The organism is Calditerrivibrio sp. (genome assembly GCF_049968475.1).
Taxonomy (GTDB): domain Bacteria; phylum Chrysiogenota; class Deferribacteres; order Deferribacterales; family Calditerrivibrionaceae; genus Calditerrivibrio; species Calditerrivibrio nitroreducens_A.
The window spans coordinates 156,156-180,941 of the sequence record NZ_JBMFQS010000001.1 but is presented as its reverse complement, the minus strand read 5'-3'; the positions used below and the strand labels follow the sequence as shown (position 1 = coordinate 180,941).

At 37.8% G+C, this 24,786-nt stretch carries 25 protein-coding genes and 1 other RNA gene; 4 read left to right on the top strand and 22 right to left on the bottom strand.

The window, feature by feature from the left end:
- Positions 1-27 precede the first annotated feature (27 nt).
- On the bottom strand, positions 28-819 hold the full coding sequence (locus ACP5Q2_RS00935; protein WP_424604693.1) for an enoyl-CoA hydratase/isomerase family protein: 792 nt from the start codon (positions 817-819) through the stop codon (positions 28-30).
- Between the two features lie 217 nt (positions 820-1,036).
- Between ACP5Q2_RS00935 and ACP5Q2_RS00930 the strand changes: the two genes are divergently transcribed.
- The 4 genes from ACP5Q2_RS00930 to ACP5Q2_RS00915 all read left to right on the top strand — a co-directional run bounded on the left by ACP5Q2_RS00930 (position 1,037) and on the right by ACP5Q2_RS00915 (position 4,466).
- Positions 1,037-1,573 carry a chalcone isomerase family protein gene (locus ACP5Q2_RS00930; protein ID WP_428096238.1) on the top strand — a complete coding sequence of 179 codons (537 nt, stop codon included), beginning with the start codon at positions 1,037-1,039 and terminating at the stop codon, positions 1,571-1,573.
- Positions 1,574-1,588: 15 nt separating this feature from the next.
- Complete coding sequence (locus ACP5Q2_RS00925; RefSeq protein ID WP_428096235.1) at positions 1,589-2,869, top strand: OmpP1/FadL family transporter; 1,281 nt, start codon at positions 1,589-1,591, stop codon at positions 2,867-2,869.
- A 78-nt stretch (positions 2,870-2,947) separates the two neighbouring features.
- Positions 2,948-3,889: an MBL fold metallo-hydrolase gene (locus ACP5Q2_RS00920; RefSeq protein WP_428096232.1), complete on the top strand. Its 942-nt coding sequence runs from the start codon at positions 2,948-2,950 to the stop codon at positions 3,887-3,889.
- Entirely contained in the window at positions 3,882-4,466 is a 585-nt protein-coding gene (locus tag ACP5Q2_RS00915; RefSeq protein ID WP_424604688.1) for a TetR/AcrR family transcriptional regulator, read from the top strand. The genes ACP5Q2_RS00920 and ACP5Q2_RS00915 overlap by 8 nt, the downstream gene beginning before the upstream one ends.
- Positions 4,467-4,503: 37 nt before the next feature.
- Here ACP5Q2_RS00915 and ACP5Q2_RS00910 read toward each other — a convergent pair whose 3' ends face one another.
- The 21 genes from ACP5Q2_RS00910 to ACP5Q2_RS00810 form a co-directional block, all read right to left on the bottom strand.
- Complete coding sequence (locus ACP5Q2_RS00910; protein WP_428096228.1) at positions 4,504-4,917, bottom strand: CoA-binding protein; 414 nt, start codon at positions 4,915-4,917, stop codon at positions 4,504-4,506.
- An 18-nt stretch (positions 4,918-4,935) separates the two neighbouring features.
- Complete coding sequence (gene nadA / locus ACP5Q2_RS00905; RefSeq protein ID WP_428096225.1) at positions 4,936-5,844, bottom strand: quinolinate synthase NadA; 909 nt, start codon at positions 5,842-5,844, stop codon at positions 4,936-4,938.
- 1 nt (position 5,845) lies between these two features.
- The gene (locus ACP5Q2_RS00900; RefSeq protein WP_428096222.1) at positions 5,846-6,631 is read right to left on the bottom strand and encodes a TIGR00282 family metallophosphoesterase; all 786 of its coding nucleotides are present in this window, start codon (positions 6,629-6,631) and stop codon (positions 5,846-5,848) included.
- Positions 6,632-8,194 carry a ribonuclease Y gene (gene rny, locus ACP5Q2_RS00895; RefSeq protein ID WP_428096219.1) on the bottom strand — a complete coding sequence of 521 codons (1,563 nt, stop codon included), beginning with the start codon at positions 8,192-8,194 and terminating at the stop codon, positions 6,632-6,634.
- Between the two features lie 3 nt (positions 8,195-8,197).
- On the bottom strand, positions 8,198-8,737 hold the full coding sequence (locus tag ACP5Q2_RS00890; protein WP_428096217.1) for a 5-formyltetrahydrofolate cyclo-ligase: 540 nt from the start codon (positions 8,735-8,737) through the stop codon (positions 8,198-8,200).
- Positions 8,727-9,938, bottom strand: a complete 1,212-nt coding sequence (locus tag ACP5Q2_RS00885) for an AAA family ATPase (RefSeq protein WP_424604682.1) — start codon at positions 9,936-9,938, stop codon at positions 8,727-8,729. Before ACP5Q2_RS00885 ends, ACP5Q2_RS00890 begins: the two co-directional genes overlap by 11 nt.
- A 1-nt stretch (position 9,939) precedes the next feature.
- A non-coding RNA gene (gene ssrS, locus ACP5Q2_RS00880) (6S RNA) lies at positions 9,940-10,122 on the bottom strand.
- Positions 10,121-10,372 (bottom strand): cell division protein ZapA, encoded by a 252-nt coding sequence (locus tag ACP5Q2_RS00875; protein WP_424604681.1) that lies wholly within the window; start codon positions 10,370-10,372, stop codon positions 10,121-10,123. The genes ssrS and ACP5Q2_RS00875 overlap by 2 nt, the downstream gene beginning before the upstream one ends.
- Positions 10,373-10,381: 9 nt before the next feature.
- Positions 10,382-10,567, bottom strand: coding sequence for a hypothetical protein (locus tag ACP5Q2_RS00870; RefSeq protein WP_424604680.1), 186 nt, complete (start codon positions 10,565-10,567; stop codon positions 10,382-10,384).
- 72 nt (positions 10,568-10,639) lie between these two features.
- Positions 10,640-13,009 (bottom strand): phenylalanine--tRNA ligase subunit beta, encoded by a 2,370-nt coding sequence (gene pheT, locus ACP5Q2_RS00865; RefSeq protein WP_428096212.1) that lies wholly within the window; start codon positions 13,007-13,009, stop codon positions 10,640-10,642.
- Between the two features lie 10 nt (positions 13,010-13,019).
- Complete coding sequence (pheS, locus tag ACP5Q2_RS00860; RefSeq protein WP_428096209.1) at positions 13,020-14,030, bottom strand: phenylalanine--tRNA ligase subunit alpha; 1,011 nt, start codon at positions 14,028-14,030, stop codon at positions 13,020-13,022.
- Positions 14,031-14,125: 95 nt separating this feature from the next.
- On the bottom strand, positions 14,126-14,587 hold the full coding sequence (locus ACP5Q2_RS00855; RefSeq protein ID WP_424604677.1) for a ferritin family protein: 462 nt from the start codon (positions 14,585-14,587) through the stop codon (positions 14,126-14,128).
- Positions 14,588-14,595: 8 nt separating this feature from the next.
- Positions 14,596-16,023 (bottom strand): NADH-quinone oxidoreductase subunit N, encoded by a 1,428-nt coding sequence (locus tag ACP5Q2_RS00850; RefSeq protein ID WP_428096206.1) that lies wholly within the window; start codon positions 16,021-16,023, stop codon positions 14,596-14,598.
- 12 nt (positions 16,024-16,035) lie between these two features.
- Positions 16,036-17,535: an NADH-quinone oxidoreductase subunit M gene (locus ACP5Q2_RS00845; protein WP_428096204.1), complete on the bottom strand. Its 1,500-nt coding sequence runs from the start codon at positions 17,533-17,535 to the stop codon at positions 16,036-16,038.
- A 10-nt stretch (positions 17,536-17,545) separates the two neighbouring features.
- Positions 17,546-19,456, bottom strand: coding sequence for an NADH-quinone oxidoreductase subunit L (gene nuoL / locus ACP5Q2_RS00840; RefSeq protein ID WP_428096203.1), 1,911 nt, complete (start codon positions 19,454-19,456; stop codon positions 17,546-17,548).
- Positions 19,457-19,466: 10 nt separating this feature from the next.
- Positions 19,467-19,766, bottom strand: coding sequence for an NADH-quinone oxidoreductase subunit NuoK (gene nuoK / locus ACP5Q2_RS00835; protein WP_013450452.1), 300 nt, complete (start codon positions 19,764-19,766; stop codon positions 19,467-19,469).
- 8 nt (positions 19,767-19,774) lie between these two features.
- Entirely contained in the window at positions 19,775-20,275 is a 501-nt protein-coding gene (locus ACP5Q2_RS00830; RefSeq protein ID WP_424604673.1) for an NADH-quinone oxidoreductase subunit J, read from the bottom strand.
- Between the two features lies 1 nt (position 20,276).
- Positions 20,277-20,714: a NuoI/complex I 23 kDa subunit family protein gene (locus tag ACP5Q2_RS00825; protein WP_013450450.1), complete on the bottom strand. Its 438-nt coding sequence runs from the start codon at positions 20,712-20,714 to the stop codon at positions 20,277-20,279.
- 10 nt (positions 20,715-20,724) lie between these two features.
- Positions 20,725-21,714 carry an NADH-quinone oxidoreductase subunit NuoH gene (nuoH, locus tag ACP5Q2_RS00820; RefSeq protein ID WP_428096200.1) on the bottom strand — a complete coding sequence of 330 codons (990 nt, stop codon included), beginning with the start codon at positions 21,712-21,714 and terminating at the stop codon, positions 20,725-20,727.
- The gene (locus tag ACP5Q2_RS00815; RefSeq protein WP_428096198.1) at positions 21,704-22,498 is read right to left on the bottom strand and encodes a tetratricopeptide repeat protein; all 795 of its coding nucleotides are present in this window, start codon (positions 22,496-22,498) and stop codon (positions 21,704-21,706) included. Before ACP5Q2_RS00815 ends, nuoH begins: the two co-directional genes overlap by 11 nt.
- A complete protein-coding gene (locus tag ACP5Q2_RS00810) occupies positions 22,491-24,779 on the bottom strand; it encodes a molybdopterin-dependent oxidoreductase (RefSeq protein WP_428096197.1) in 2,289 nt (762 codons plus the stop codon). The genes ACP5Q2_RS00815 and ACP5Q2_RS00810 overlap by 8 nt, the downstream gene beginning before the upstream one ends.
- Positions 24,780-24,786 lie beyond the last annotated feature (7 nt).

The following is a 24,786-nucleotide window of genomic DNA, read 5'->3' as shown; positions in this document are numbered from 1 at the left end:
CAAAACCCCCTTTTATAGTTTTATTTACTACTTACCTTTAAACTCTGCTTTTCTTTTTTCGATAAAAGCTTTCATCCCCTCTTTCTGGTCTTCAGTATTAAAAAGTGTACCAAACAATGATGATTCATATTCCAGACCTCTTTCCAGAGACAGATCAAAGGATACATTTACAGCCTTTTTAGCGTATGCAACAGAAGATGGACTATTTTTTGCAATCTTTGCAGCAAACTCCACTGCACCACTCACAACCTCTTCTGGTGTCTTGAATAATCTATTTACCACATTCATCCTGTATGCTTCCGCTGCAGAGATAATTTCCCCAGAAAGAATAAGATATTTGGCAGCTTTCTCCCCCACAAGTCTTCTTAAAATTTGTGTCCCTCCAAACCCTGGGATTATACCAAGAGTAACCTCAGGAAACCCAAATTTTGCATTTTCAGATGCAAAAATCATATCGCAACAGAGGCTCATTTCAAACCCACCCCCCAACGCATAACCATTCACAGCAGCAATAATCGGCTTTGGACAATTATACATCGTCAGGAGTAACTGCTGACCTTTACGGGCAAAATTCATGCTATCCTGTGCGGTGAGATTAACCATCTCTTTTATATCCGCCCCCGCCACAAATGACTTTTCTCCGCCACCTGTTAACACAATTGCTTTGATTGAACAATCATTCATAGCCTTTTCAAAAAAACTCTGAAGCTCAGCTATAACATCTGAATTAAGCGCATTAAGTGCATTAGGTCTATCGATCACCAACTTAAAAACCCCATCAAAATCTGTTTTCTCAAACTTCAAATAACTATAGTTCATATACACCTCTTATTAATATTAACTGAATACTCATTCACTTTCTAATCAATACATTAATATAAAGACGTTAAAATGTCAAGCTATTTTTTATTTATGAATATATGTTCATTTTTTATTGACACATAAATCATTGTTAAAATGTATATTTATTTGAAAATTAAAATTCGCTATTGACAAAACACTATTTTATAATTATAAGCAACAAAAAGGAGGATGTATGAGAAAGTACAGTTTACTTATGGTTCTAATTTTAACTTTGTGTGCAACAAATCTTTTTGCGTCAAAGTTACCTGATTCATTATCTTTTGGTGAATCAAAATTTATTCTAAATGGTTCAGGAATAAGGAAGAAATTTATGTTTTCCATCTATGAGGTTGGACTTTTTTTACCCCAAAAAAGCAATGAATTAAAAGAGATTTACTCCGCCGATAAAAAAGCTCTAAGACTCTACTTTATTTACAAAAACCTCGAACCTAAGAAAATTAAAGAAGCTTTTGAAGATGGGATAGCATTAAATCATAAGGAACTGAAAGATTCTAATGAATCTAAAAAATTCCTCTCAATCTTTACATTTGACATTAAAGAAAACGACACTATCGATTTTTACTTTGACAATTCGAATCTTTTAGTATTTTATAACGGAAAACAGCTGGCTACTTTTAATAACAGTGTTTTATCAAAAGCCATATTAGACATCTATCTGGGTGAAAATCCGATAGACAAGTCTTTAAAAAATAAACTCTTAGGAAAATAAAAAAGGAGGATGCACATGAGAAAGCTTTTAGTGGCATTAAGCATCATTGGTATCACATCTGGCATGGCCTATTCAAACGGCTTCCAGATTAACGAACAGGGTGCCAAAGCTCTTGGCATGGGTGGAGCTTTTGTGGCTCAGGCGGACGACCCATCAGCAGTATACTTCAACCCAGCAGGGATAACACAGCTGGCAGGAACACAATTTTCTTTGGGAGTATCCCCAATAGCACCAAGGGCAACTTTTGATAGTGATGGCAAAACAACAGCAGTAACAGGGAAAGGTGATATCGACACCGACGGAGAAAAACAAACCTTTTATATCCCAAACTTCTATTTAACACAGAAAATTGGTAATAATTTTGCCTTTGGTGTTGGTATCTTTTCAAACTTTGGGCTTGCCACAGACTGGCCTGACGATTGGGAAGGTAGATTCACAACAACTAATGCCGAGATAACCACTATTTCTTTAAATCCTGTTCTTGCATATAAAATATCTGATAAGCTCAGCATTGCTGCCGGAGTTGTAATACAGAAAATGGATGTAACTTTAGAAAATAGAGTTATTTTAGGTTTTACTCCACCAAGTACAATAACTGCTGAAGGGCGTACTACATTAGATGCAGACTCCCATGCTTATGGTTGGAATGTAGGATTACTTTTTAAACCGACAGAAAATCTATCCATAGGTGCATCCTACAGAAGTAGAATAAAACAGAAATTGGATGGCACAGCCACAACTATCAAGTTAACAAATGGCGCTTTATTGGATAAAGACAATGGCCATGCCGATCTTACACTTCCAGATATTGCATACATAGGGTTAGCCTGGACAAATAAAACTTGGACATTTGAACTCGATGGTCAATGGACTGGATGGAGTAGCTATGACAAACTCCAAGTCGATTTTGATACATCTCATTTAGGTAGGAATCAGATAGTTAAACAGAAAAATTGGAATGATGTATGGGCAATTAGATTTGGTACCCAATATAAACTTAATGATACTGTTTCACTTAGAGCTGGTATCATTAGAGATTACTCCCCTATAGATGATCAATATTTAGATCCTCTGGTACCTTCAGGAGACAGGTGGCTTTATGCTGCAGGTATTGGACTTAATTTTGGCAATCTAACTGTCGATCTGGCATATAACTATCTCCAAGATGAAGACAGAAGATATGACAATTTTAATGGAGATATTTACGCTGGGACAACAAAAGTTGGACATGTCACTGGAACCTTCAAAGACGTCTATGCTCATATTTTTGGCGTCAATGTAAGCTATAAGTTTTAAAATAAAACGATATCTCATGCAGGTGGAGGTTTCCCCTCCCCTTGCATTTAAAACTTAATTAATTTAAAATATCTATCTATGATACAGCATACGGTAAATACCCCTTACATGGTTGGTCCAGTTCATTTTTACACTTTTGAAACCAACCATGGGGTTATAATGTTTGACACCGGTCCAAATACACTGGAAGCGATCTCTTATCTTAATAGGCATATAGATCTAAAAAAATTATCGTTTCTTTTCATCACACACTGCCATATCGACCATTATGGACTCACATACCTCATCAAGCAAAACTCAGATGCCAGGATCTTTCTATCCAGATATGATTACCTTAAGTTTAAGCACTATCAAACAAGATTTGAAAAGGTTACATACATGCTGGAAGAAGAAGGCTTTCCAAAACATATACTAAACGAAATAAACTATTACCTAGAAGGGATGAAGAGGCTTGCACCTTTTCCGGAAGGGGAAATCATCGAAGAGAATAGAGATCTATTAAATCAGCTCAATCTTGATTTTTTAAGATGCCCCGGTCATTCCCAGAGTGACATCGTGTATCTCTTTCAAAATTATGCCATCACAGGGGATGTGATCCTGAGAGATGTATTTCAGACTCCACTACTTGATTTAAATCTTGATGACATGAAAACAAGGTACAACAACTATTTAGCCTACATAGAAACCATTGACAAACTCATCTCATTGTCCGGATACACCATCCTCCCCGGCCATAGAGAATATATCGATGATGTAAAACAAAGGATCTCCATCTACCTTAATAAGATGCTCACAAGGGGTGTAAAGATAGGCAAAAGCTTGGTGGAAGATTCAATATACGATATAATTGTGAAAATCAGCAATGGCAAACAGCTTGACTCATTCACCCAATACCTGAAAGCTTCAGAAATATTTTTCATCAGAGACATCTTCAAAAATCCAGAACCACTTCAAAAAGCTATCAACCGTCACTCTTTAAATATAGATTTGAATAAATATGTTGAGGAAATATATGGCTAAAGATCGCACTGATGATAAATTTAATAAAATTTTAAATGCTGCCATTCAGATTATAGCAAGAAGAGGTTTTCATAATACAAAAGTAAAAGATATCGCCGATAAAGCCGGTGTAGCATCCGGTACGGTGTACAACTATTTTTCAAACAAAGAAGATATACTCATATCTATCATGATAATAAAACTAAACGAATATGTCACCAAAGCCAAAAAGGCTATTGAATCCATTGAAGACCCCAGAGAGAAAATAAAAATTCTTATCAATCACCATTTTGAAGCTATGCAGTCAAATCCAGATTTAGCACTGGTATTACAGTTTGAATTGAGGCAGCCCACAAAGGAGATAAGAGATAAGATACGCAAATATTTGAGAGAGTATTTTAAATTTATAGAAGAGATTATCTTGGATGGTGTGGAAAAAGGGGTCTTTCAGAAAGACCTTAATGTCTATTTTGCAAGGGAAATGTTTTTTGGGACATTGGATGAAATTGTATCCACATGGATATATACAAAAAAAGAATGGCTTCTGACAGAAAAAACAGACATTATCTCCAATATGCTTATAAAGGCTTACTCCTAAAAAAAGGGATAGATAGCACTATCCCATAATTATAAAATCAGCCCACAAGCTTGAGCCTTAAAAACTCCTTGAAAATACATCTATCCATCACTATCGGGACATTATGCTCCTGGGCTATCTTTTCAGCTTCCTCAGAATAGACCTCCTCCTGAAGCCATATAAACTTAGCCCCTATTTTTATAGCTTCCCTTACAATCTCAGGAGCAGCCTCACTTTTTCTAAATACATCCACAATATCAGGCTGTACAGGCACTTCAGAGAGGCTTTTATACGCTTTTACCCCCAAAACTTCTGACTCATTGGGATTCACCGGATAGCAATTATACCCCTTACCCATCAAAAATTTCATAATTCCATTACTTGCCCGCTCAGGATTATTTGATGCCCCCACAATCACAATATCCTTTGCACTGGTTAAAACATTTCTTAAATATTCATCCGAATATTTCATAACATCCTCCAAAATTTTTTAAAAGTTCCTTGGAACTTCCAACATCCTCTGTATAGAACCATACGCTTTTATTCTTATCTCTTCAGGTATAGTCACCTGATGCTGCTCTTTCAGCAGGGATTCATAAAGACTATTCAATGTTATCTTTTTCATATTTTTACATTGAAATGTATCATAAGCCAGGATAAACTCCTTATCCGGATTTTCCAGTTTTAATCTGTACAAAACCCCCTTCTCTGTGCCTATAATAAATCTTTTCCTGTCAGATTTCTTAATGTATGTGTAAAATCCTGAGGTGGAGCATACGTGATCCGCCATATCCACAACGTCTGGACTACACTCCGGATGGCAGACAAAAACAGCATCGGGGTACTGCTCCTTTAATCCCATTACCTCTTTTGCGGTCAATCTTCTGTGTATTGGGCAAAACCCTTCCCATAAAATGATCTCTTTATCCACAAATTTTGAAACATAATGCCCAAGGTTCATATCTGGTACAAAAATCACCCTATCTGAATCTATCGATTTTAAAATATTAATAGCATTCGCAGAGGTACAGCAGATATCAGCTTCCGCCTTGACCTCCGCAGATGAATTTACATAACATACCACCGGAATACCGGGATATTTTTCTTTCATTTTCTTTAAACCCTCAGCCGTCACCATATCAGCCATAGGGCATCCGGCATCCTTTTCAGGCAACAAAACCTTTTTGTCGGGTGATAATATATAAGCAGTCTCCGCCATAAAATGTACGCCACAGAAAACAATCAGCCTGCTTTTTACTTTTGATGCCTCTATACTCAAACCTAAGGAATCACCGGTAAAATCAGCAATCTCCTGGATATCATCAATCTGATAATTATGCGCGAGTATTACTGCATCCTTCTCTCTGGCAAGCTTTTTTATCTCAGATTTCAAATCCATGCTATTCTCCATAAATTTTGTATATTTTATTATAAGCAACTGCGGCTTTTTTCTCAATATCAAATTTCAAAACAACACCGCTTATTACTTTCCTCCCCTTCTCCTCCACTTCATTCCTCTCCGGCATTCCACTTATCAACTTATATATAGCCTTTTCGGCATTCATACCAATTACAGAGTCGATACTTCCACACATCCCCACATCAGTAATGTAAAAAGTCCCTTTAGGTAAAAACCGTTCGTCATTTGTTTGAACATGGGTATGTGTACCTAAAACAGCAGATGCTCTTCCATCCACGTATAGTCCAAATGCATTCTTTTCACTTGTGGCTTCCGCATGAAAATCCACTATGATCAAATCAGAGCTGTTATCATGGAACAATCGATCAAACGCAACAAAAGGACAATCACAAGGCGGCATAAATACCCTACCCAGCATATTTACAACAGTTACTTTTACTCCATCCTTTTCTACCGTCAGAGCCCCTTTCCCCGGCTGCAAACTACTCACATTAAGAGGTCTTAGAATTTTATCACACAAAACAGCATCCTTCACAAAATCCTTTTTATCCCAGATATGATTTCCACCGGTAATTACGTCAATCCCAAAATTCAAAAACTCTTCATAAACCTTCTTTGTTATACCAAAGCCGGCCGCTGCATTCTCACCATTAGCTACTACAAAATCAACATCGTATTCACGAATAAGGCTACCTAGATGTTCTCTGAGTAGCCCTCTACCGGTTTTACCTATTATATCTCCCAAAAAAAGAAGATTAAACGTCATTTATCTTGCATACTCCACAGATCTGGACTCTCTTATCACCGTCACCTTGATCTGACCAGGGTAAGTGAGCTCCTCTTCTATCTTTTTAGCTATATCTTTTGCAAGGGTATACATTGCATCATCTGAAATTGCATCCGGCTCCACAATAATACGTACCTCTCTACCAGCCTGAATTGCATAAGTCTTGCTAACCCCTTCAAAGCTTTTGGAAATCTCTTCAAGTTTCTCAAGCCTTTTGATATAAGCTTCCAGTACTTCTCTACGGGCACCCGGTCTTGAAGCAGATATTGCATCCGCCGCCTGTATAAGTACAGATTCTATGTATTTAAATTCCTCTTCACCATGGTGGGAAAGTATAGCATTGATAATCTGTGGTGGCTCATTGTATTTCTTCACAATCTCCACACCTATAGCAGTGTGGGAGCCTTCACTTTCATAATCCACCGCTTTACCAATATCATGCAGTAAACCCATCCTTTTCGCCATCTTTTCATCGAGACCAAGTTCCGCCGCCATAAGCCCGGCTATTTTAGCAACTTCTATGGAATGTGCAAGCACATTCTGGCCATAGCTGGTTCTATATTGCAGCCTACCCACAAGTTTTAAAAGCTCCGGATGTACATTGTGCAACCCAAGCCTAAAGGCAGTCTCTTCTCCCACCTCCAGGATCCTTTTATTAAGCTCCTCTTTGCTTTTTTCATAAACCTCTTCAATTCTAGTGGGATGTATCCTACCGTCAGCAATAAGTTTTTCAAGAGTCATTTTTGCAATCTCCCTTCTATATGGGTCATATGAAGAGAGGATTACCGCCTCAGGAGTATCATCCACTATTATATCAACACCTGTGATACTTTCAAATGTCCTTATATTTCTTCCTTCCCTACCGATTATTCTACCCTTCATCTCATCACTTGGAAGATTTACGATTGATACAGCAATCTCCCCCACATATTCCGGAGCACACCTCTGTATTGCTGTGGCAACTATCTCTTTACTTTTCTTTTCAGCCTCTTTTTTTGCTTCCTCTTCAATCTCCCTCACTATCCTTGCAGCATCCTGTCTGGCTTCCGCCTCCATAATCGAAATAAGGTAATTTTTAGCCTCTTCTTTTGTCATACTGGCCACTTTCTCTATCTCTGCCAACATCTTAATTTTCATATTTTCATATTCTATCTTCATATTTTCCACTTCGTGTAGCTTCCTGTCGTATTCACTTTCCTTCTTACTTATCAGTTCCTCTTTTTTCTCGATCAACTCAATCTTTTTATCAATAGATTCCTCTTTCGTTAATAATCTCTTCTCCACAAGCTGCAGTTCTTTTCTTCTCTCTTTCATCTCTTTTTCAGCTTCCTGTTTAGCCTTAAAGATAATATCCTTGGCCTCAATTTTAGCATCTTTTACGATCTCATCAGCTTCCCTTTTTGCCCTCTGTATAATCTCGTCTGCTGATTTATTCTGCTTTGCATATTCTTCAGCCTGTTTCTTTTTTTGGATCTGTACTCCCACAAAAAACCCCACAGCAATACCAATTGCAGCACCAATAACCGCCATCAAAGTCGTCATTATCTACCTCCTGTAAATATTTTCTTCTGTTATTATCATGTCCATCTTTTCATCCCATGGGTCGGTATCGATCCCATCAACTATCTGAAACTGGTAGGACAAACCCACTTTCAGACCTTTTACTTTTTTAAGCATTGTGTCATAATACCCTTTCCCCATACCTATCCTGTTGAAATCGAGTCCAAAAACCACCCCAGGTATAGCAATGACATCAAATTTATCCCTACTATCCATAGAGTCTGGCTCCATTACACCAAACTTCCCCTTAACCATACTCGTCTCGCCATTATACAATGCAGAGATAAATCCTCCCTTAGAATATTTGGGAAGATATACCAACTTCCCATTTTTATACAGAGTGTCAATTATAAATTTAGTTCTCACCTCATTGTTTACACTGCTATAAAGCAAAAAGCTCTCTTTCTGACCAAATAGATTCAAAAAAATCTCCCCAATGATTCTACTTTTTTCATCCGCATCCGCCAACGATAAACCATTTCTTAAATTTAGCATTTCCCTTCTAAGAAACTCTTTACTTCTCATAAACCTTCATACTTCCCCAAAGTTCCCAAAGGCGATCTTTTATCTTTTTTTCAAATCCAAAATCGGAAGGATTATAAAAAACCAGATTTTCGTGAAAATATCTCTGTTTGACAAAATTTCCACAATCAAAAGGGTATTTGTACCCCTTAGGATTATGTTTGATATTCTCCGGGACATATACCTCATTCTTATTAAGAAAATCTTTCACCCTTTTACCAGCCTCATAGCTCCTATTACTCTTAGGGCAGGACGCAAGAAAAGTCACCGCATGGGATATCAAAATCTCCCCTTCCGGCATACCAACCCTTTCAAAAAGATCCCATACACTCTTCAAGAACACAATAGCATCCGGATATGCATTGCCAATATCCTCAGAGCAGCTTATGGCAAGCCTCCTGAATACGACAGAAGGGTCAACACCTGACTTTAAAAGTTTAAAACACCACACAAGAGCAGCATCAGGATCACTCCCTCTTATACTTTTAATCAGAGCAGATAATAGGTCGTAATGATCATCTTCGCTATATATACCACCTGCAATACTATCCTCTGCATCTAAAATTGGATTCAGGATTCCATTTTCGGTTTCCCCAGATGTGGCTACTTCCAGAAAGTTAAGTAGTTTCCTCGCATCTCCATTTGCTATCTTAATACCCTTTTCAATCAACTTATCCCGATTGACTATCTCTACTCCACTTTTCTCTTTTACTACATGATCAAGAGCTTTTTGGGCAATAGCATTAAGCGCATCATGGGATAAGGGTTGAAACTTCATAAAATAGGATCTGGATCTCAACGCTGGTGTAAGAGAGAAATAGGGGTTTTCTGTTGATGCACCAATTATCTTAGCATACTTTTCATCAACGACATCCAGGAGAAGATCCTGCTGTACTTTAGTAAACCTGTGGATCTCATCAATAAAAATAATCGAACATTTACCAGTCTTTTTGGCCGTATCTACTATCTTTTTGATCTCCTGGCTACCGGATGAGGATGCATGTAAACGGTAAAATGGTAGACAAAGCTCATCCCCAAGCAATCTGGCAAAGGTGCTTTTTCCAGTCCCTGTAGGTCCAGACAGAATCAGTATGTCAAAATTGCCTCTTAACACAAATTGATATTTAGGACTTTTAATCAAACTGTCCTGACCTACTATCTCATCTATCTTCTGTGGTGCTAACTTATCAACCAGTCTCAACATAAAAAACCCCGCAAGACCGTGTGCAGAGTCGGTTTAAAGCCCTGGCTAACCAGGTACTTTGGGAATATCCACCGCTTTAGGCTTCCTGCTACAAGGCAGGCCTGCACACCACGGTGCGTATCATCCCTATTTTAGAGGTGTTGGCTCCAAACTTTCCCTACAATCACGAATCCCGCAGGGCTTTATTCAAGCTTATTTATAATCTCCTGCAACTTAGATTCGCAACCTTCCAATCTACCTTTTATCTCGTAATACTCTGCTGCTATCTTTATAGCAGCCATAATTGCCAAAGTAGATGTAGTCAATATATGTCCATTTTTTTCTATCTGCTTCATAGTATCTTCTACATAGGAAGCAGCATTTTTTATCAACCCTGCATTTTCGCAGGAAACTTTATATTTATTTCCATATACAAATACTTCACTTGTTGCCAAGAATCACCTCTAAAACCTTTCCAGAAGCTTTTCAATCCTCTCTGCTACCCTTGCTTGCTCACTCTTTATTTTATAATTCTCCTGTAATATTTCATCTTTTTCTCTCTCGAGATCTTGCAACTTCTTTTTCAGCAACTCCCTCTCTTCGAGGAGTGTATCTATCTTTTTACTTAATTTTTCCAACAACTCTTCCATATTTATAATCTAATATATATTTTACTTTATGTCAATATCTATGCAGCCGAACCGATATAATATTGCAATTCATCACCTCAGTTTAGCCCCAAACTCCTTTTCAACTCCTATGATGATCTTTTGCACAATCTCATTTGTCTCCTCATCGGTGAGCGTTTTTTCTAGGTGATTAAAATAGATTCTGAATGCCAGGCTCACATACCCTTCCCCTATTTTATCCCCCGAATATCTATCAAATATCTCCACATCTTTAATTAGCTCTGAAAAATTCAGAATATACTCATATATTTTTGAAGATGGCAGATCTTTGCCAACTATCAAAGCAATGTCTTTATATACGAATGGATACTGTGATAATTTTTTATAGATCTTTTTAGCTTCTCCTACCTTATCCTTTAAAGCTTGAAGATCTATTTCGCATATATAAATCGGCTCCTCCAGATCCAGAAACTGATACATTTCAGGATGTACTTCACCGATAAAACCTATTTTCTCACCATTAATAAAAATATCCGCATTTTTACCTGGATGCAAAAATCTCTCAGCCCCCGCACGGTAATCTGCATTTAATTTATACCTATCAAAAATCCCCTGACATGTGGATTTTATGTAATAAAAAAGATCATCCTCCAATCTACCAATCCAGCTATTTCTGAAGAAATCTCCCATTACTACAAAGGACAATTTTGTAATCTCTATCGGAAGCTTATCTTTTTTATTCACCATATGTACATTTGCAACCTCAAACAGCTTTAGTTTTCTTATCCCATTTTTATAGTTTAACGTAATATTCTTTAGTATCCCGGGGAAGACCAACGTTCTCATCGTATCCATATCAGCTGAAATAGGATTTTTGACCTTTACAAACTCAGTTTCATCTGCAAATCTTTTCAGATACTCACCACTCATAAAAGAATAGTTGATCACTTCATTGTACCCGAGATCCGCAAGCATATATTTTATCTCTCTTATCAACTTTTGCAAAAGAGACTCTTCATCAGATTTAGCATAAATTTTTGGAACAGTCACCGGTATCTTATCATATCCGTAAATTCTCGCCACCTCTTCCGAGAGATCCTGCCACCTTTCTATATCCTGTCTGTAAGATGGTGAAACGGCTGTATCATTCCCTTCAATACTAATCCCCACTTTTTTAAGTATCTTTAATACATCCCCTTCAGAAATCTCCACTCCAATATATTCTGCCACTTTTTTAGCGTTAAATTTAAACCTCTTGGGCACAAACTCCTTATAATCGTTTTTCAATACCCCTTTTAATATCATCCCACCCGCATACTTTTTAATCAGTCCTGCGGCATAATCCACCATCTTCAAAGTTTGAACCCTGTCGATCCCCCTTTCATACCTATAGGATGAATCGGTTTTCATCCCCAATCTTCTGGCAGTCATTCGGATCGATTCAGGTTTGAAATAAGCACACTCCAGAAAAACATCCGATGTATCTGTCTGAATACCGCTATACTCCCCACCCATTATACCAGCCACCGCCAGCACTTTTTTTTCATCAGCAATCACAAGCATATCTTTAGAAAGCGCCCTTTCTTTTCCGTCAAGAGTGACTATCTTTTCCCCTTCTGCAGCATCCCTTACGATGATGCCACCTTCCACCATCCTTAAATCGAATGCGTGAAGCGGCTGACCATATTCCAGCATAACGTAATTTGTAATATCCACAATGTTATTGATCGGTCTCATACCTGCTGACCTGAGTCTATTTTGTATCCATAAGGGAGATTCCCCTATATTAATCCCTTTAATAATTCTTCCAAGATAGATTGGACAATTTGTTTCATTAAGCACTTTCACATATCTATAATTACAAGCTTCTTCCGATGCATCATCAACCTTCACTTCACCAATTTTAAGATCCCTGTCAAACAGAATTGATATCTCTCTTGCCACCCCTAAGATACTCAAACAATCAGCCCTATTGGGAGTTACGTTTAGCTCCAAAATTACATCATCCGTCTTGATAATTTCATTGATATCTATACCTATCTGCGTATCAGCAGATAAAATCATTATCCCATCACTTTCCTCTTCAAGCCCTAACTCAGCTGCAGAGCATATCATCCCTTTTGATTCCACACCCCTTAATTTGGCATCCTTTATAACCACACCACCTGGCAATTTAGCACCCACTCTGGCAAACGGGATAGTTTGTCCAGCATCTACATTCTTTGCACCACATACCACCTGATATAACGATCTGCCATCATCCACCATACAAACGGATAACTTATCTGCGTTTGGGTGTTTCTCTTTTGAAACAACCTTCGCAGTCACAACTCCTTCTGCTCTTTCTTTTCTTTCAATACCTTCCACCTCCAGCCCACTCATCGTAAGCTTTTCAGCGATCTCTTCTACCGAAATTCCTGATATATCTACAAAATCTTTCACCCAATTTAGACTAACTCTCATATCAACTCCCTTAAAATTGTCTCAAAAACTTTATATTATTATCAAAAAACAATCTTAAATCATCTATCCCAAATTTCAGCATTGTAATCCTCTCAATTCCCATCCCAAAGGCAAATCCTCTGTATTTCTCAGAGTCATAGCCAACAGATTCCAAAACCTTTGGATGAACCATCCCAGATCCAAGAATTTCCAACCAGCCTGTACCCTTGCAAACTCTACACCCTTTCCCTCCACAAATTACACATCCCATATCCACTTCTGCAGACGGCTCAGTGAATGGGAAAAAGCTAGGTCTAAATCTTACCGGGATATCTTTTCCAAACAGTCTATGAATAAATGTGGTCAAAGCTCCTTTTAGATCCCCAAATGTGGTATCCGTATCAATAAGCAGCCCTTCCACCTGATGAAACATCGGTGTATGAGTCACATCACTGTCACATCTATAAACCTTACCTGGTGCAATAATTTTTATTGGGGGTTCTTTCATCTCCATAGTTCTAATCTGTACAGGAGATGTGTGTGTTCTGAGTAACACTTCATCATCTATGTAAAATGTATCCTGCATATCCCTTGCCGGATGCTCTTTTGGGATATTGAGTGCTTCAAAGTTGTAAAAATCAAGCTCAATCTCTGGACCGGTGGCCAATTCATACCCCATAGATTTAAAAATCTCCACAATCTCAAAATATACCTGTGTAATAGGATGCAATCCTCCATAGTTTAACGGAAATGACGGAAGGGTAACATCGATTCTTTCTTTTTCTATCTTTGCATTAATCTCAGCTTTTTTAAGCTCATCTTCCCTTTCTTTGTAGAGTTCTTCAAAATTATCCCTCAAACCCACAATAATTCGTCCAAACTCTGATCTCTTATCCTCAGGGACATTCTTCAATTCCTTATTCAACAGAGAAATCAAACCTTTTTTCCCAAGGTATTTAACCCACACCTGGTATAGTTGTTCTAAATTAGTTGCATCAGCGATCTCTTTTTTGTATTCATATATCTCTTTGCTTATCTCCATTTCAGATACTCCCAATTCTTTTTTTACTTGTATACACCAAAAATTAATAAAAAAAAAGGGGGCAAATGCCCCCTTTTTAAACATTAAGTATATTTCTAATTTTCTGTTAAGATGATATCGTCGTAAATCTTCTGGATATTATTTCTATGGCAAGCCTCTTCCACCGCCAAACGTCTGAAAAGCTCCTCCACTTCCTGGCCTTTGTATTTATCCGCCAGCTTTTCATAGAAGATTCTCGAGTTATCTTCATGCTTTATGGCAATCCTCAAGATATCCTGCACACTCATATCTTCTTTTATCACTTTTGGCAACACCATATCGGTGATTCCCAAATCTGTATAGTAACACTTTGTGTCTAGTCCAGCAATATTTAAATCACCGGTTGCTATAATCTTATCAATTAGATCCCTATGTTTGACTTCTTCCTCAGCCAGCTCTCTTATAATAGCTTTTGCACCTAAATCTTTTACATATGTTAGAAGCTTCTGGTAGAACTCATAAGCCAAAATCTCTTTTTCTTTAGCATCCTCCAAAGCTTCTCTTATAGTTATTTCCATGGCATCACCTATACTATCATATATTTAACAATATTCATTAAGAATGATGGAAATACACCTATTACAAGTACAAATACAACTGCTATCAAAGAGGCGATGAAACTTGCAGCTTTCATATCCACTGTCACTTCATATTCAGGCTCTTTAAAGTACATGAATATTGTAACTCTCATGTAATAGTAGCAAGCAATTACACTATTAATTACACCAACGATGGCAAGCCATATCACACCACTTTTTATAGCTGAAGTAAATATATAAAATTTACCCATAAACCCTGCAAGGGGTGGAATACCTGCAAGAGAAAACATGAAAATTAGCATTGCCAGTGAGATGATTGGATACTTCTTCCCCAATCCAGCGAAGCTTTCAAGTCTCTCATCTTCAATTATCCCTTTATTTTTCATAAGTGAAAGTATTGTAAAGGCTCCTATGTTCATAAAAGCATAAACCATTGTATAAAACGCAATCGCCTGATATCCAAGCTCATTCATAGATACTACACCTATGAGCATATAACCAGCATGGGAGATTGCCGAATAGGCAAGCATCCTCTTTACATTGTTTTGAGCTAAAGCCACAAGATTACCATAAGTCATCGTAAGCACTGCAAGGATTGAGAAAAATAGTTGCCACTGGGCAGCAGCTGGTTCCAGAGCTATCCATACGAATCTTACAATTGCACCCATAGCCGCAGCTTTTGGTGCTACAGTCATAAATCCTGTGGCTGGTGTAGGTGCGCCGTTGTAAACGTCCGGTGCCCACATATGAAATGGAACTGCGGAAATTTTAAAAGCAAGACCCGCCAGCATCATCACCATTCCAAGCTTGATATTAAAATTGTTAAGTCCGTTTGCACTAATCATATGTGCTATTTCAGCATACTTTGTAGTCCCAGTATATCCATAAATGTATGATAATCCGAAAAGGAAAATAGCTGATGAAAAAGCACCAATTATAAAGTATTTTAACCCTGCCTCGTTTGATTTAAGGTTTTTCTTATCAAACCCAGCAAGAATATACATTGAAATAGCCATGGTTTCCATACCTGCATAAAGTACCGCAAGGTCTGTGGCACTAACCATGAACATCATACCCACAATGCTAAAGAAGGTTATTATATAAAATTCACCTTTCAGAATATCTCTTTCCCTCAAGTAGTCCACTGATCCAATAGTAGTAAGGATGTATGCAATCGCAAATACACAAAAGAATGCGAAGGAGTACATATCCCAGACCAGGGTCTGACCAAAGCCAAATATTTTAAATCCGCCCACAGGTATTGAAGCAAGGACGGCAATTATTATAAAAAATATCCCAAAGTAACCCACACCTGATTTACTATTTTTTCTTGTCATTACATCAATAGCAATCAGTATAAGGCCAAAAATTGTCATCAACAATTCTGGCATAATAGACACTAAATTACTAATCATCTTCAGCCCTCCTTACTTCATCGCTACACTTACGGCATTGAGCTGTTCAACAAGCGCTTTCACAGACTCATGCATATAAGATGTAAAGGTTTCCGGATACATTCCAGTCCAAAATACCACTATTATAAGAGGGATCATATAAAACACTTCCCTAACGGTCATATCATCAAGATGATGTAAATTTGGATTAACAGATTGGAAGAATACCCTCTGATACATCCAGAGCATATAAACAGCAGACACTATTACACCAAGTGCCGCAACCCCTGCATAGGTAGGGAACGCTTTAAATGCCCCCACCAGTACCAGAAACTCACCTATGAAGCCACCCATACTTGGTAATGCAACTGAAGCCATTGTAAATATTAAAAATACTGTTGCATAAACCGGAACTTTGGCAGCTATTCCACCATAGTCCGCAATAAGCCTTGTATGTGTTCTTTCATATATTAAACCAATCAGCAAGAAAAGGGCACCTGTGATAATACCATGGTTAAACATCTGCAAGATTCCACCCTCTATTCCAGACTGATTAAATGCGTATATACCAAGTGTTACAAACCCCATATGGCTAACTGATGAGTAAGCCACAAGTTTTTTCACATCCTCCTGAACCATAGCCACAAGTCCACCATATATTATTGCAATAACAGATAAAATGGCTACCAGTGGAACAAACTTTATGGATGCAATTGGTGTAATTGGTAAACAGAATCTCAAAAATCCATATGTACCCATCTTCAAAAGTACACCTGCAAGGATCACAGAACCTGCAGTTGGAGCTTCAACGTGGGCATCAGGCAACCATGTATGGAACGGAAACATAGGTACTTTGATGGCAAACCCAAAGAAGAATGCCAGAAATACGATGATCTGGAATCCAAGTGGAAACTGAGCACCCATTGCAGATATTTTTAAGATGTCAAAGGTATATTCTCCTGTCATGCTTCCATACTTAAAGTAAAGGGCGATGATGGCAAGCATCATAAACACTGATCCAGCAAGAGTATAAAGGAAGAACTTAACAGCTGCATAAATTCTTCTCTGCCCACCCCATACACCTATTATCAGATACATAGGAATCAGCATCGCCTCCCAGAAGATATAGAATAAGAAGAAGTCCAGCGCACAGAAGACGCCAACCATTGCCGCTTCCAACACAAGCATAGACACATAAAATTCTTTCTGTCTCTTTTGAATGTAGGTAAAAGAACCAAGTATTGATATGGCAGAAAGAAACGTAGTTAAAAATACCATTAATATGGAAATACCATCAACACCAAGATAATAATCTATGTTTAATGATCTTATCCAGTAGTATCTTTCTACAAACTGCATCCCTGATGTGCCTTTATCAAAGTTTGTCATCAAAGGAATTGTCAATATAAATTCTATAACGCTTGCTATGAATGCACTCCACATAGCAAACTTGCCGCTTTTACTGAATAGCATCACAAATACGGCTGCAACAACCGGGAAGAAAATCAGAATCGAAAGTATATTTTCCATCATTGTCAGCCTCCTAACCTACATAAAAAATGGCTACTAAAATCACAACGCCGACAACCATTGTGAATATGTATGTCTGTATCCTTCCAGATTGAATAATCCTCAAGATACTTCCAAAGAAATTGGCAACCTTGCCAAAGGCATTTACGATAAAATCTATAAAGTTTGCATCAAACCCTCTCCAGAGGAATCTTGAAATAGTCACACATGGCTGTACTATAAGAGCATCATATATCTCATCAAAATACCACTTGTTGTAGAAAAGTTTGTGGATAGGTCTGAATACTTTTACTGTCTTTTCCGGAAGTGATGGGGACTTCATATAATAGATGTATGACAACAAAATCCCACCAGCAGCCACAACTATTGATAAAATCATCAACATAGTTGCTGTGCTGTGTGCCATTTCATGTCCGTGTCCACCATGAGGCGTAAGAACTGGTCCAAGGAATTGATGTATATATCCATTTTCAAGTGGATAACCAAATAACATACCAACCACAACTGACATTATGGCAAGAAGCACAAGCGGTAAAGTCATCTGCCATGGTGACTCATGGGCATGATCGTAGAGGTGATGATCTCTTGGTTCCCCCATAAATACAAGCCACCATAGTCTAAACATATAAAATGCAGTCATGAAAGCAACAACTGTACCTATTAACCATGCTAATTTATGGTCTGTGGCAAAAGCCATCGCTAAAATCTCATCTTTGCTCCAGAAACCTGCAAGAGGTGGTATACCCGCAATAGCTATACAACCGATAAGGAATGTCCATCCAGTAATTGGCATCTTTTTTATCAATCCACCCATTACCCTGATGTCAAGATTGTCTTGCATTGCGTGCATAACACTACCTGAGCACAAGAAGAGTAATGCTTTAAAAAATGCGTGAGTGAATAAATGGAAAATACCAGCCACATATGCACCTGTACCTGTTGCCATGATCATGTATCCCAGCTGACTCACCGTTGAATACGCAAGAACCCTTTTGAAGTCAAACTGAGTAAGACCTATTGTGGCTCCTAAAAGTGCTGTGACAGCACCCACGTAAACAACTATCTCACTTGTGACATGAGCCTGTGAAAACAATGGATTGCATCTTGCCACCATATATACCCCAGCTGTAACCATTGTGGCAGCGTGGATAAGGGCTGAAACCGGTGTAGGACCTTCCATTGCATCTGGTAACCACACATGAAGTGGAAATTGTGCAGATTTACCTATAGCACCGCAGAATAATCCGAATGTCATCAGGTCTATCAAACTAAAATCTATTCCGAATAGATTGAACCCTGCACCTTTTATTGCATTGATTGCTTCATGATTAAAAGCATCAGAATAATTTAAGCTCTTAAATGTAACAATTACGAGTAAAATTCCGATATAAAATCCAAAGTCCCCTACTCTGTTAACAACAAATGCCTTTTTGTTTGCATCAGCTGCACTCTTTTTGTGAAACCAGAAACCGATGAGTAAGTATGATGAAAGCCCCACAAGCTCCCAGCCAACAAAAAGCATAAGGAAGTTATTTCCCATTACGAGCACCAACATTGAAAGGGTAAATATAGAAAGATATGTAAAAAATCTCCAGTAACCTTTATCATGGTGCATATAACCAATTGAGTAGATGTGAACCATTGAGCTAACAAATGTTACCACCACCAACATAATTGCAGTAAGTGGATCTATCAGAATACCAAATGGGATTATAATATTGTCTGCAAGTACCCACTGATAAACTACTGTATCTACCCTATAACCACCCATAACCTTAAAAAAGGTAATAAGTGAAATTGCAAGGGAAACAAGCACAGCAGGAACAGCAATATAGTGTGCTTTATCCTTTATATAAAGTCTGCCAAAGATCCCGTTTATTAGCAATGCCACCAATGGGGCTAAAAGTATTCCTAACTCTATCATTGGCAACTCCTTAACCATTCATCGTATTTAGTTCGTCAGCATTAACTGTTGGTTTGTTTTTAAATAGTGTTATAATTAATGCCAAACCAACTGCTGCCTCAGCTGCCGCCACAGCCATCACGAATACTATAAAAACCTGTCCGCCGAGGGCATTTAAAAACTTAGAAAAAGCCGCAAGATTTATGTTAACAGCATTAAGCATAAGCTCCACAGACATAAACATAACGATTAGATTCCTTCTTACCAAAACCCCGGTCATACCTATTGTAAAAATTATTGCACTTAGTGCTAAATAGTGTTGTAGAGTCATATTTCCTCCTAATCCTTCTTAGCAAGCACAATCGCCCCTATCATTGCCACCAATAGCATGACAGAAACAACCTCAAAAGGCACTAAGTAATTATTAAACAGCTCATATCCAAATATCTTAACATTACCATACTTCTCATAAATTTCAGCCGTATATTGTCCACTTTTACCTATAACATTTGCGCTCTGAAGGGTAATGAGTATCTGTATAAGCACAACGAATGAAGCCACAATACCTAAAGCATATCTGAATGGTATCTTTATAAACCCTTTGCTTTTTGGATTAAGCAACATCACCACAAACAGATACAGAACAAGAATTGCACCGGCATATACAAGAACCTGTATAGCTGCAATAAATTCAGCGTTTAACTGAACAAATATCCCTGCAACAGAAAAAAATGTGAGCAGCATCCAGAGTGCAGAATGTACAGGGTTTTCCCTTGTAATCATAAAAAGGGATGAGATAATCGCCACAAAAGCTAATATATAAAAACCCAGCTGCTCCATATTACTCTCCTTTGTTATAATTTTTTACTAAATATCCCATGTTTACAAGATACTTATCCCTTGTGGGAGCAACTGTGTCATATCTTCTCCCCATATGGATAGCATCTTTTGGACATGCCTCTTCGCAAAAACCACAGTATATACAACGATCCAGTTCAATTTCGAATTTTCTAATAAGCCTTTCACCATTAGGGCCTGCATCTGTTTCAATATGAATACATTCAGATGGGCATACCTTTTGACAGAGATAACAACCAACACATTTAGGATTACCTTTCTCATCTGTCTTTATATAATGAATACCTCTAAACCTATCGAATATAATCGGCTTTTCAAATGGGTACTTCAATGTAACCGGTTTTTTAAACATATGTTTGAGAGTGATCCCCAAACCTTGAAGTATCTCAGTAAAAAATAATGTATCTATTATATTTCTCATATTTGCACCCCTAACTTATGGCATACAGCACTATTGATGTAACAACTACATTAACAAGCGCTATAGGTATTAATATCTTCCAACCCAGTGTCATAAGCTGATCAAAACGAAGTCTTGGAAGGGTAGCTCTCAGCCAAAGATAAAAGAACATCAAGAACAATATCTTAGCTGCAAACCACACAAAGCTAGGTCCAAATGGCCCATTCCAACCACCTAAAAAGACGATTGTTGCTATGGATGAAACTACATACATATTTGCATATTCCGCCAAAAAGAACATGGCAAATTTCATACTTGAGTACTCCACGTGGAAACCAGCAACAAGCTCAGTTTCAGCTTCTGGTAAGTCAAATGGTGCTCTGTTTGTCTCAGCAACTGCAGAAATAAGGTATATTACAAATGCCACAAATTGAGGAATTATAAACCACACCCCATTAGCTTGTGCCGCTGTAATACCCTTTAAACTAAGTGTACCAGCTAATAGAATAGGTCCCACAAGAGAGAGTCCCATCGCTGTCTCATAGCTGATAACCTGTGCTGAAGACCTCAGAGAACCAAGAAGTGCGTATTTAGAATTTGATGCCCAGCCAGACATAATGATACCATATGTACCAACTGATGACAGTGCCAGAATGTAAAGTAATCCCACATTAATGTCTGTTATGAAAAGATGGTATTCTTTACCAAACAGATTAATAGTAGCATTTGTAAATGGGATTACCGCAAAAGCACTGAGAGCAGGAATTAAGCTGAGCAATGGTGCAATGATGTAGACTGGTTTGTCTACCATCGAGGGAACTATATCCTCTTTTGCAACCAGCTTAAGCCCGTCTGCAATTGGTTGTAGTAAGCCCTTCCAGCCAACGTGTGTTGGTCCAAGCCTCACCTGCATATGGCCTATGACTTTTCTTTCAAGCCAGGTCATATACGCTACGCCCAACAGCAGAACCGTGATTACAACAAGAATCTTGATAACCACAAAAATTAGTTCAACTAGCATAACCAACCTCTTCTTTAATTTTTTTTGTATCATTTAAAACTTCAATGATCTTATTTAAAAACTCTTTGTCATCCAATCTTTTCTTAAGTTCTTCTATAAATTCTTCTTCATCTTTCTTACTTTTACAATTTATTAAGTATTCGGAATATCGTTTGAGGTATTCAAGGCTTTTAATCCCATTTTCAATACCAGATAATACCACTTTTCTGGCTTCCTCAACTTTACGATCTTTTATCAATATATCAACCAGCTTCACATAGGCATCTATAAATTGTGGATTGATATTAATCAGGTTCTTCAAGATCTCAATTGCTTCATCACCTTTTCCGAGGTAGTAACAACATAGGGCGTAATAATACTTTGCGGTCGAATGTAATGGATTTACTGATATAATGCTTTTAAATATTTCAATCGCCCTATCCATTTCACCAATTTCAAAAAAAACTGTACCAAGTAAAAACCTGGCCCTGTTGTTTCTTCTATTTAATCTTATAGCTTCTTCAAGCGATTTAATAGCTTCATAATGTTGAAACATTCTCGAATATGCTATACCTAATCTATAGTGATATTGAGAATAGAAGGGATTTAAGCTAATGGCTTTCTGGAGGCTTTCGATGGCTTCTGCAAATTCGCCGATATCGTAATAGGCCAGGCCCTTATAGTAATGAGCCTGACCATTCACATCATCATTATTCTTTATATATGTATCAAGTAACTCTATAGCCATCTCAGCATCGCCCTGTAAATATAATTGTATCCCTTTCTTTAATTCGCTATCACTCATGCCTTACTAAGTTGACTTTCAAATATTCACCTTTAGATAAAATAGCTTCTGCACCCTTATAGTTGGCCGGAAGAGCCACAACACCCTTTGGCATATATTGATCCACTTCCACTTTAAACTTACTCAACACTCCATCCACTTCAACAGCTATCATATCATTTTCTCTGACATTAAGCTCTTTTGCATCTTCCTGACTGATCTCTATGCATGTATCATTATACACCTTCGTAAGATCAGGTGACCATGATGTGTAAGTTCCGGAGTGGAATCTAAGGCTACCTTGGAAAAGCTCATATTTACCATTACCTACAAATGTAGCTCTACTATCTATAGATTCTTTAATAGTATAAGGATACTTCACTAACCCACCATCAAAATCCACTTCTTTGTAGAGCTCTACTTCCTTCTTTATCATTGATTCTATTACATCCACATCATCCGGAAGATTTGAACCCATTCTGGTAGAGATCTCTTTTATCACTGTAGCATCTGATACTACCTGTTTATCCACAGCTTTTTTAACTCTCTGGACTCTCCCTTCTAAGTTTGTAAAACTTCCATTTTTCTCAACAAATGATGCCACAGGGATATAAAGACTTGCAATTTTAGCCGTCTCAGTAAAGTATGGATCAGTAACCATTACAAATTCTGATTTTGATATCGAACCTAACAACTTATAATACTTTGGATTTACAGCGATATTTTCACCAATTATCATAAAGCCTTTTACTTTATCTTTAGCAACCAGTTCCTCTAATGAAACAGCCTCTGTATTCTTAAGACCTGGCAATACTCCCGCTGCACAACCCATATCCACTATACCCTGTGAATTGTTTTTGAGTTTACAAGGGATTAGCTTTAAATTAGGCAATGCATTTTTCATTCTCTTAGCAAGCGTAACATCATTTAAACTGTATGGGTTGTATACCAATACTGGTTTTGCTGCATTTTTGATCTTAGCTGCAGCCTCAGAACATACGTTGCTTTCCCCTTCAACAGCTTTTACAAATGTTTCCATTAAAGAAACAAGCTCTGAAGGTTTTCCTGTATAGAATTCAGATGCAACCCTTTTAAGAGCTGTATACTTCGGATAAAATACTCTTAAGCCACCTTCATTCTTTCTGGCAGTCATCCTCACAAATAACCCGAGTATTGGGTTAGACTCCGTTAGATCTATGTTTAATACGGTAATATCATCAGCTGCTTCCACATCCGCATAAGTTCCTTCAGGTAAGCAATCGGCAGTTTCAGAGGAGAATATATTATTTGTACCTATCACCTCTCTAGCAAATTTCTGTAATAGAAACGCCTCTTCATTGGTAATTCTTGGGGATACTATAAAAGCAATGGCATCTTTACCATACTTGTTCTTTATTTCTGTTAGCTTATCAGAAGCATACTTATAAGCCTCTTCATTTGAGATATCTTTGAACCCATCGGCAACTCTGATTTTAGCTTTTTTCTCTCTTTTGACGCTGTTAAAAGCTTCAAATCCAAATCTACCTTTTACACACAATAATCCTTTGTTTACACCCAAATCATAGTCTTCTTTAATTCTAAACACCTCATTATCTTCGTGATCAACTATGATGGAGCAGCCACATGAACAGAAACCACACACAGTCTCAGTCTTTTCTAAGTTCCATGGTCTATTTTTGAAAAGGTATACTCTGTTGTTCAAAGAACCCACAGGACATACACTCATACACTGCCCACAGAACTCACAATTCCACGGCTGATTAAAGGCAGTTCCAATTACTGTATCTGTACCACGATTCTGGAAGCTTATCGCCTGAATATTTACAACTTCATCACATATCCTTACACATCTACCACACAATACACATCTATCTATATCCCTTTCAATGAATGGGTTTGTGTGATCCACTGGAGTATCATTAGGTTTCGGATCAAATCTCACCTGACTTACACCAAACTCGTAGGTAAGATCCTGTAATGTACACTCACCACCTTTATCACATACCGGACAATCGAGGGGGTGATTTATGAGCAAAAGCTCTATCAACGTTTTTCTTATTTTAGCTAACTTTTCGTTTGTGGTGGTTATCTCCATCCCATCAGCAACTGGTGTTGTACAGGCTGTCATGAGTTTAGGATTGTTTTTAACCTCCACTAGACAAACCCTACAAGCACCAAAGGGCTTTAATATCTTGTCATGACATAGTACTGGAATATGCACTCCAGCCTTTTCTGCTGCTTCAAGAATTGTTACATTCGGTTCTACTTGAACTTCAATGCCATCTATCTTCACTGTAACCATAGACTTC

Bases quoted from the DNA above. Each gene is read 5' to 3' on its own strand.
- ACP5Q2_RS00830 (WP_424604673.1), bottom strand. From the start codon at position 20,275: ATGGAGCAGCTGGGTTTTTATATATTAGCTTTTGTGGCGATTATCTCA.
- nuoL (WP_428096203.1), bottom strand. From the start codon at position 19,456: ATGATAGAGTTAGGAATACTTTTAGCCCCATTGGTGGCATTGCTAATA.
- nadA (WP_428096225.1), bottom strand. From the start codon at position 5,844: ATGGATTTGAAATCTGAGATAAAAAAGCTTGCCAGAGAGAAGGATGCA.
- ACP5Q2_RS00855 (WP_424604677.1), bottom strand. From the start codon at position 14,587: ATGGAAATAACTATAAGAGAAGCTTTGGAGGATGCTAAAGAAAAAGAG.
- ACP5Q2_RS00850 (WP_428096206.1), bottom strand. From the start codon at position 16,023: ATGATTAGTAATTTAGTGTCTATTATGCCAGAATTGTTGATGACAATT.
- ACP5Q2_RS00930 (WP_428096238.1), top strand. From the start codon at position 1,037: ATGAGAAAGTACAGTTTACTTATGGTTCTAATTTTAACTTTGTGTGCA.
- nuoK (WP_013450452.1), bottom strand. From the start codon at position 19,766: ATGACTCTACAACACTATTTAGCACTAAGTGCAATAATTTTTACAATA.
- ACP5Q2_RS00900 (WP_428096222.1), bottom strand. From the start codon at position 6,631: ATGACGTTTAATCTTCTTTTTTTGGGAGATATAATAGGTAAAACCGGT.
- ACP5Q2_RS00815 (WP_428096198.1), bottom strand. From the start codon at position 22,498: ATGAGTGATAGCGAATTAAAGAAAGGGATACAATTATATTTACAGGGC.
- ACP5Q2_RS00925 (WP_428096235.1), top strand. From the start codon at position 1,589: ATGAGAAAGCTTTTAGTGGCATTAAGCATCATTGGTATCACATCTGGC.
- ACP5Q2_RS00920 (WP_428096232.1), top strand. From the start codon at position 2,948: ATGATACAGCATACGGTAAATACCCCTTACATGGTTGGTCCAGTTCAT.
- ACP5Q2_RS00935 (WP_424604693.1), bottom strand. From the start codon at position 819: ATGAACTATAGTTATTTGAAGTTTGAGAAAACAGATTTTGATGGGGTT.
- ACP5Q2_RS00890 (WP_428096217.1), bottom strand. From the start codon at position 8,737: ATGAGAAGTAAAGAGTTTCTTAGAAGGGAAATGCTAAATTTAAGAAAT.
- rny (WP_428096219.1), bottom strand. From the start codon at position 8,194: ATGACGACTTTGATGGCGGTTATTGGTGCTGCAATTGGTATTGCTGTG.
- nuoH (WP_428096200.1), bottom strand. From the start codon at position 21,714: ATGCTAGTTGAACTAATTTTTGTGGTTATCAAGATTCTTGTTGTAATC.
- pheS (WP_428096209.1), bottom strand. From the start codon at position 14,030: ATGGAGATAAGCAAAGAGATATATGAATACAAAAAAGAGATCGCTGAT.
- pheT (WP_428096212.1), bottom strand. From the start codon at position 13,009: ATGAGAGTTAGTCTAAATTGGGTGAAAGATTTTGTAGATATATCAGGA.
- ACP5Q2_RS00870 (WP_424604680.1), bottom strand. From the start codon at position 10,567: ATGGAAGAGTTGTTGGAAAAATTAAGTAAAAAGATAGATACACTCCTC.
- ACP5Q2_RS00825 (WP_013450450.1), bottom strand. From the start codon at position 20,714: ATGAGAAATATAATAGATACATTATTTTTTACTGAGATACTTCAAGGT.
- ACP5Q2_RS00910 (WP_428096228.1), bottom strand. From the start codon at position 4,917: ATGAAATATTCGGATGAATATTTAAGAAATGTTTTAACCAGTGCAAAG.
- ACP5Q2_RS00885 (WP_424604682.1), bottom strand. From the start codon at position 9,938: ATGTTGAGACTGGTTGATAAGTTAGCACCACAGAAGATAGATGAGATA.
- ACP5Q2_RS00915 (WP_424604688.1), top strand. From the start codon at position 3,882: ATGGCTAAAGATCGCACTGATGATAAATTTAATAAAATTTTAAATGCT.
- ACP5Q2_RS00845 (WP_428096204.1), bottom strand. From the start codon at position 17,535: ATGATGGAAAATATACTTTCGATTCTGATTTTCTTCCCGGTTGTTGCA.
- ACP5Q2_RS00810 (WP_428096197.1), bottom strand. From the start codon at position 24,779: ATGGTTACAGTGAAGATAGATGGCATTGAAGTTCAAGTAGAACCGAAT.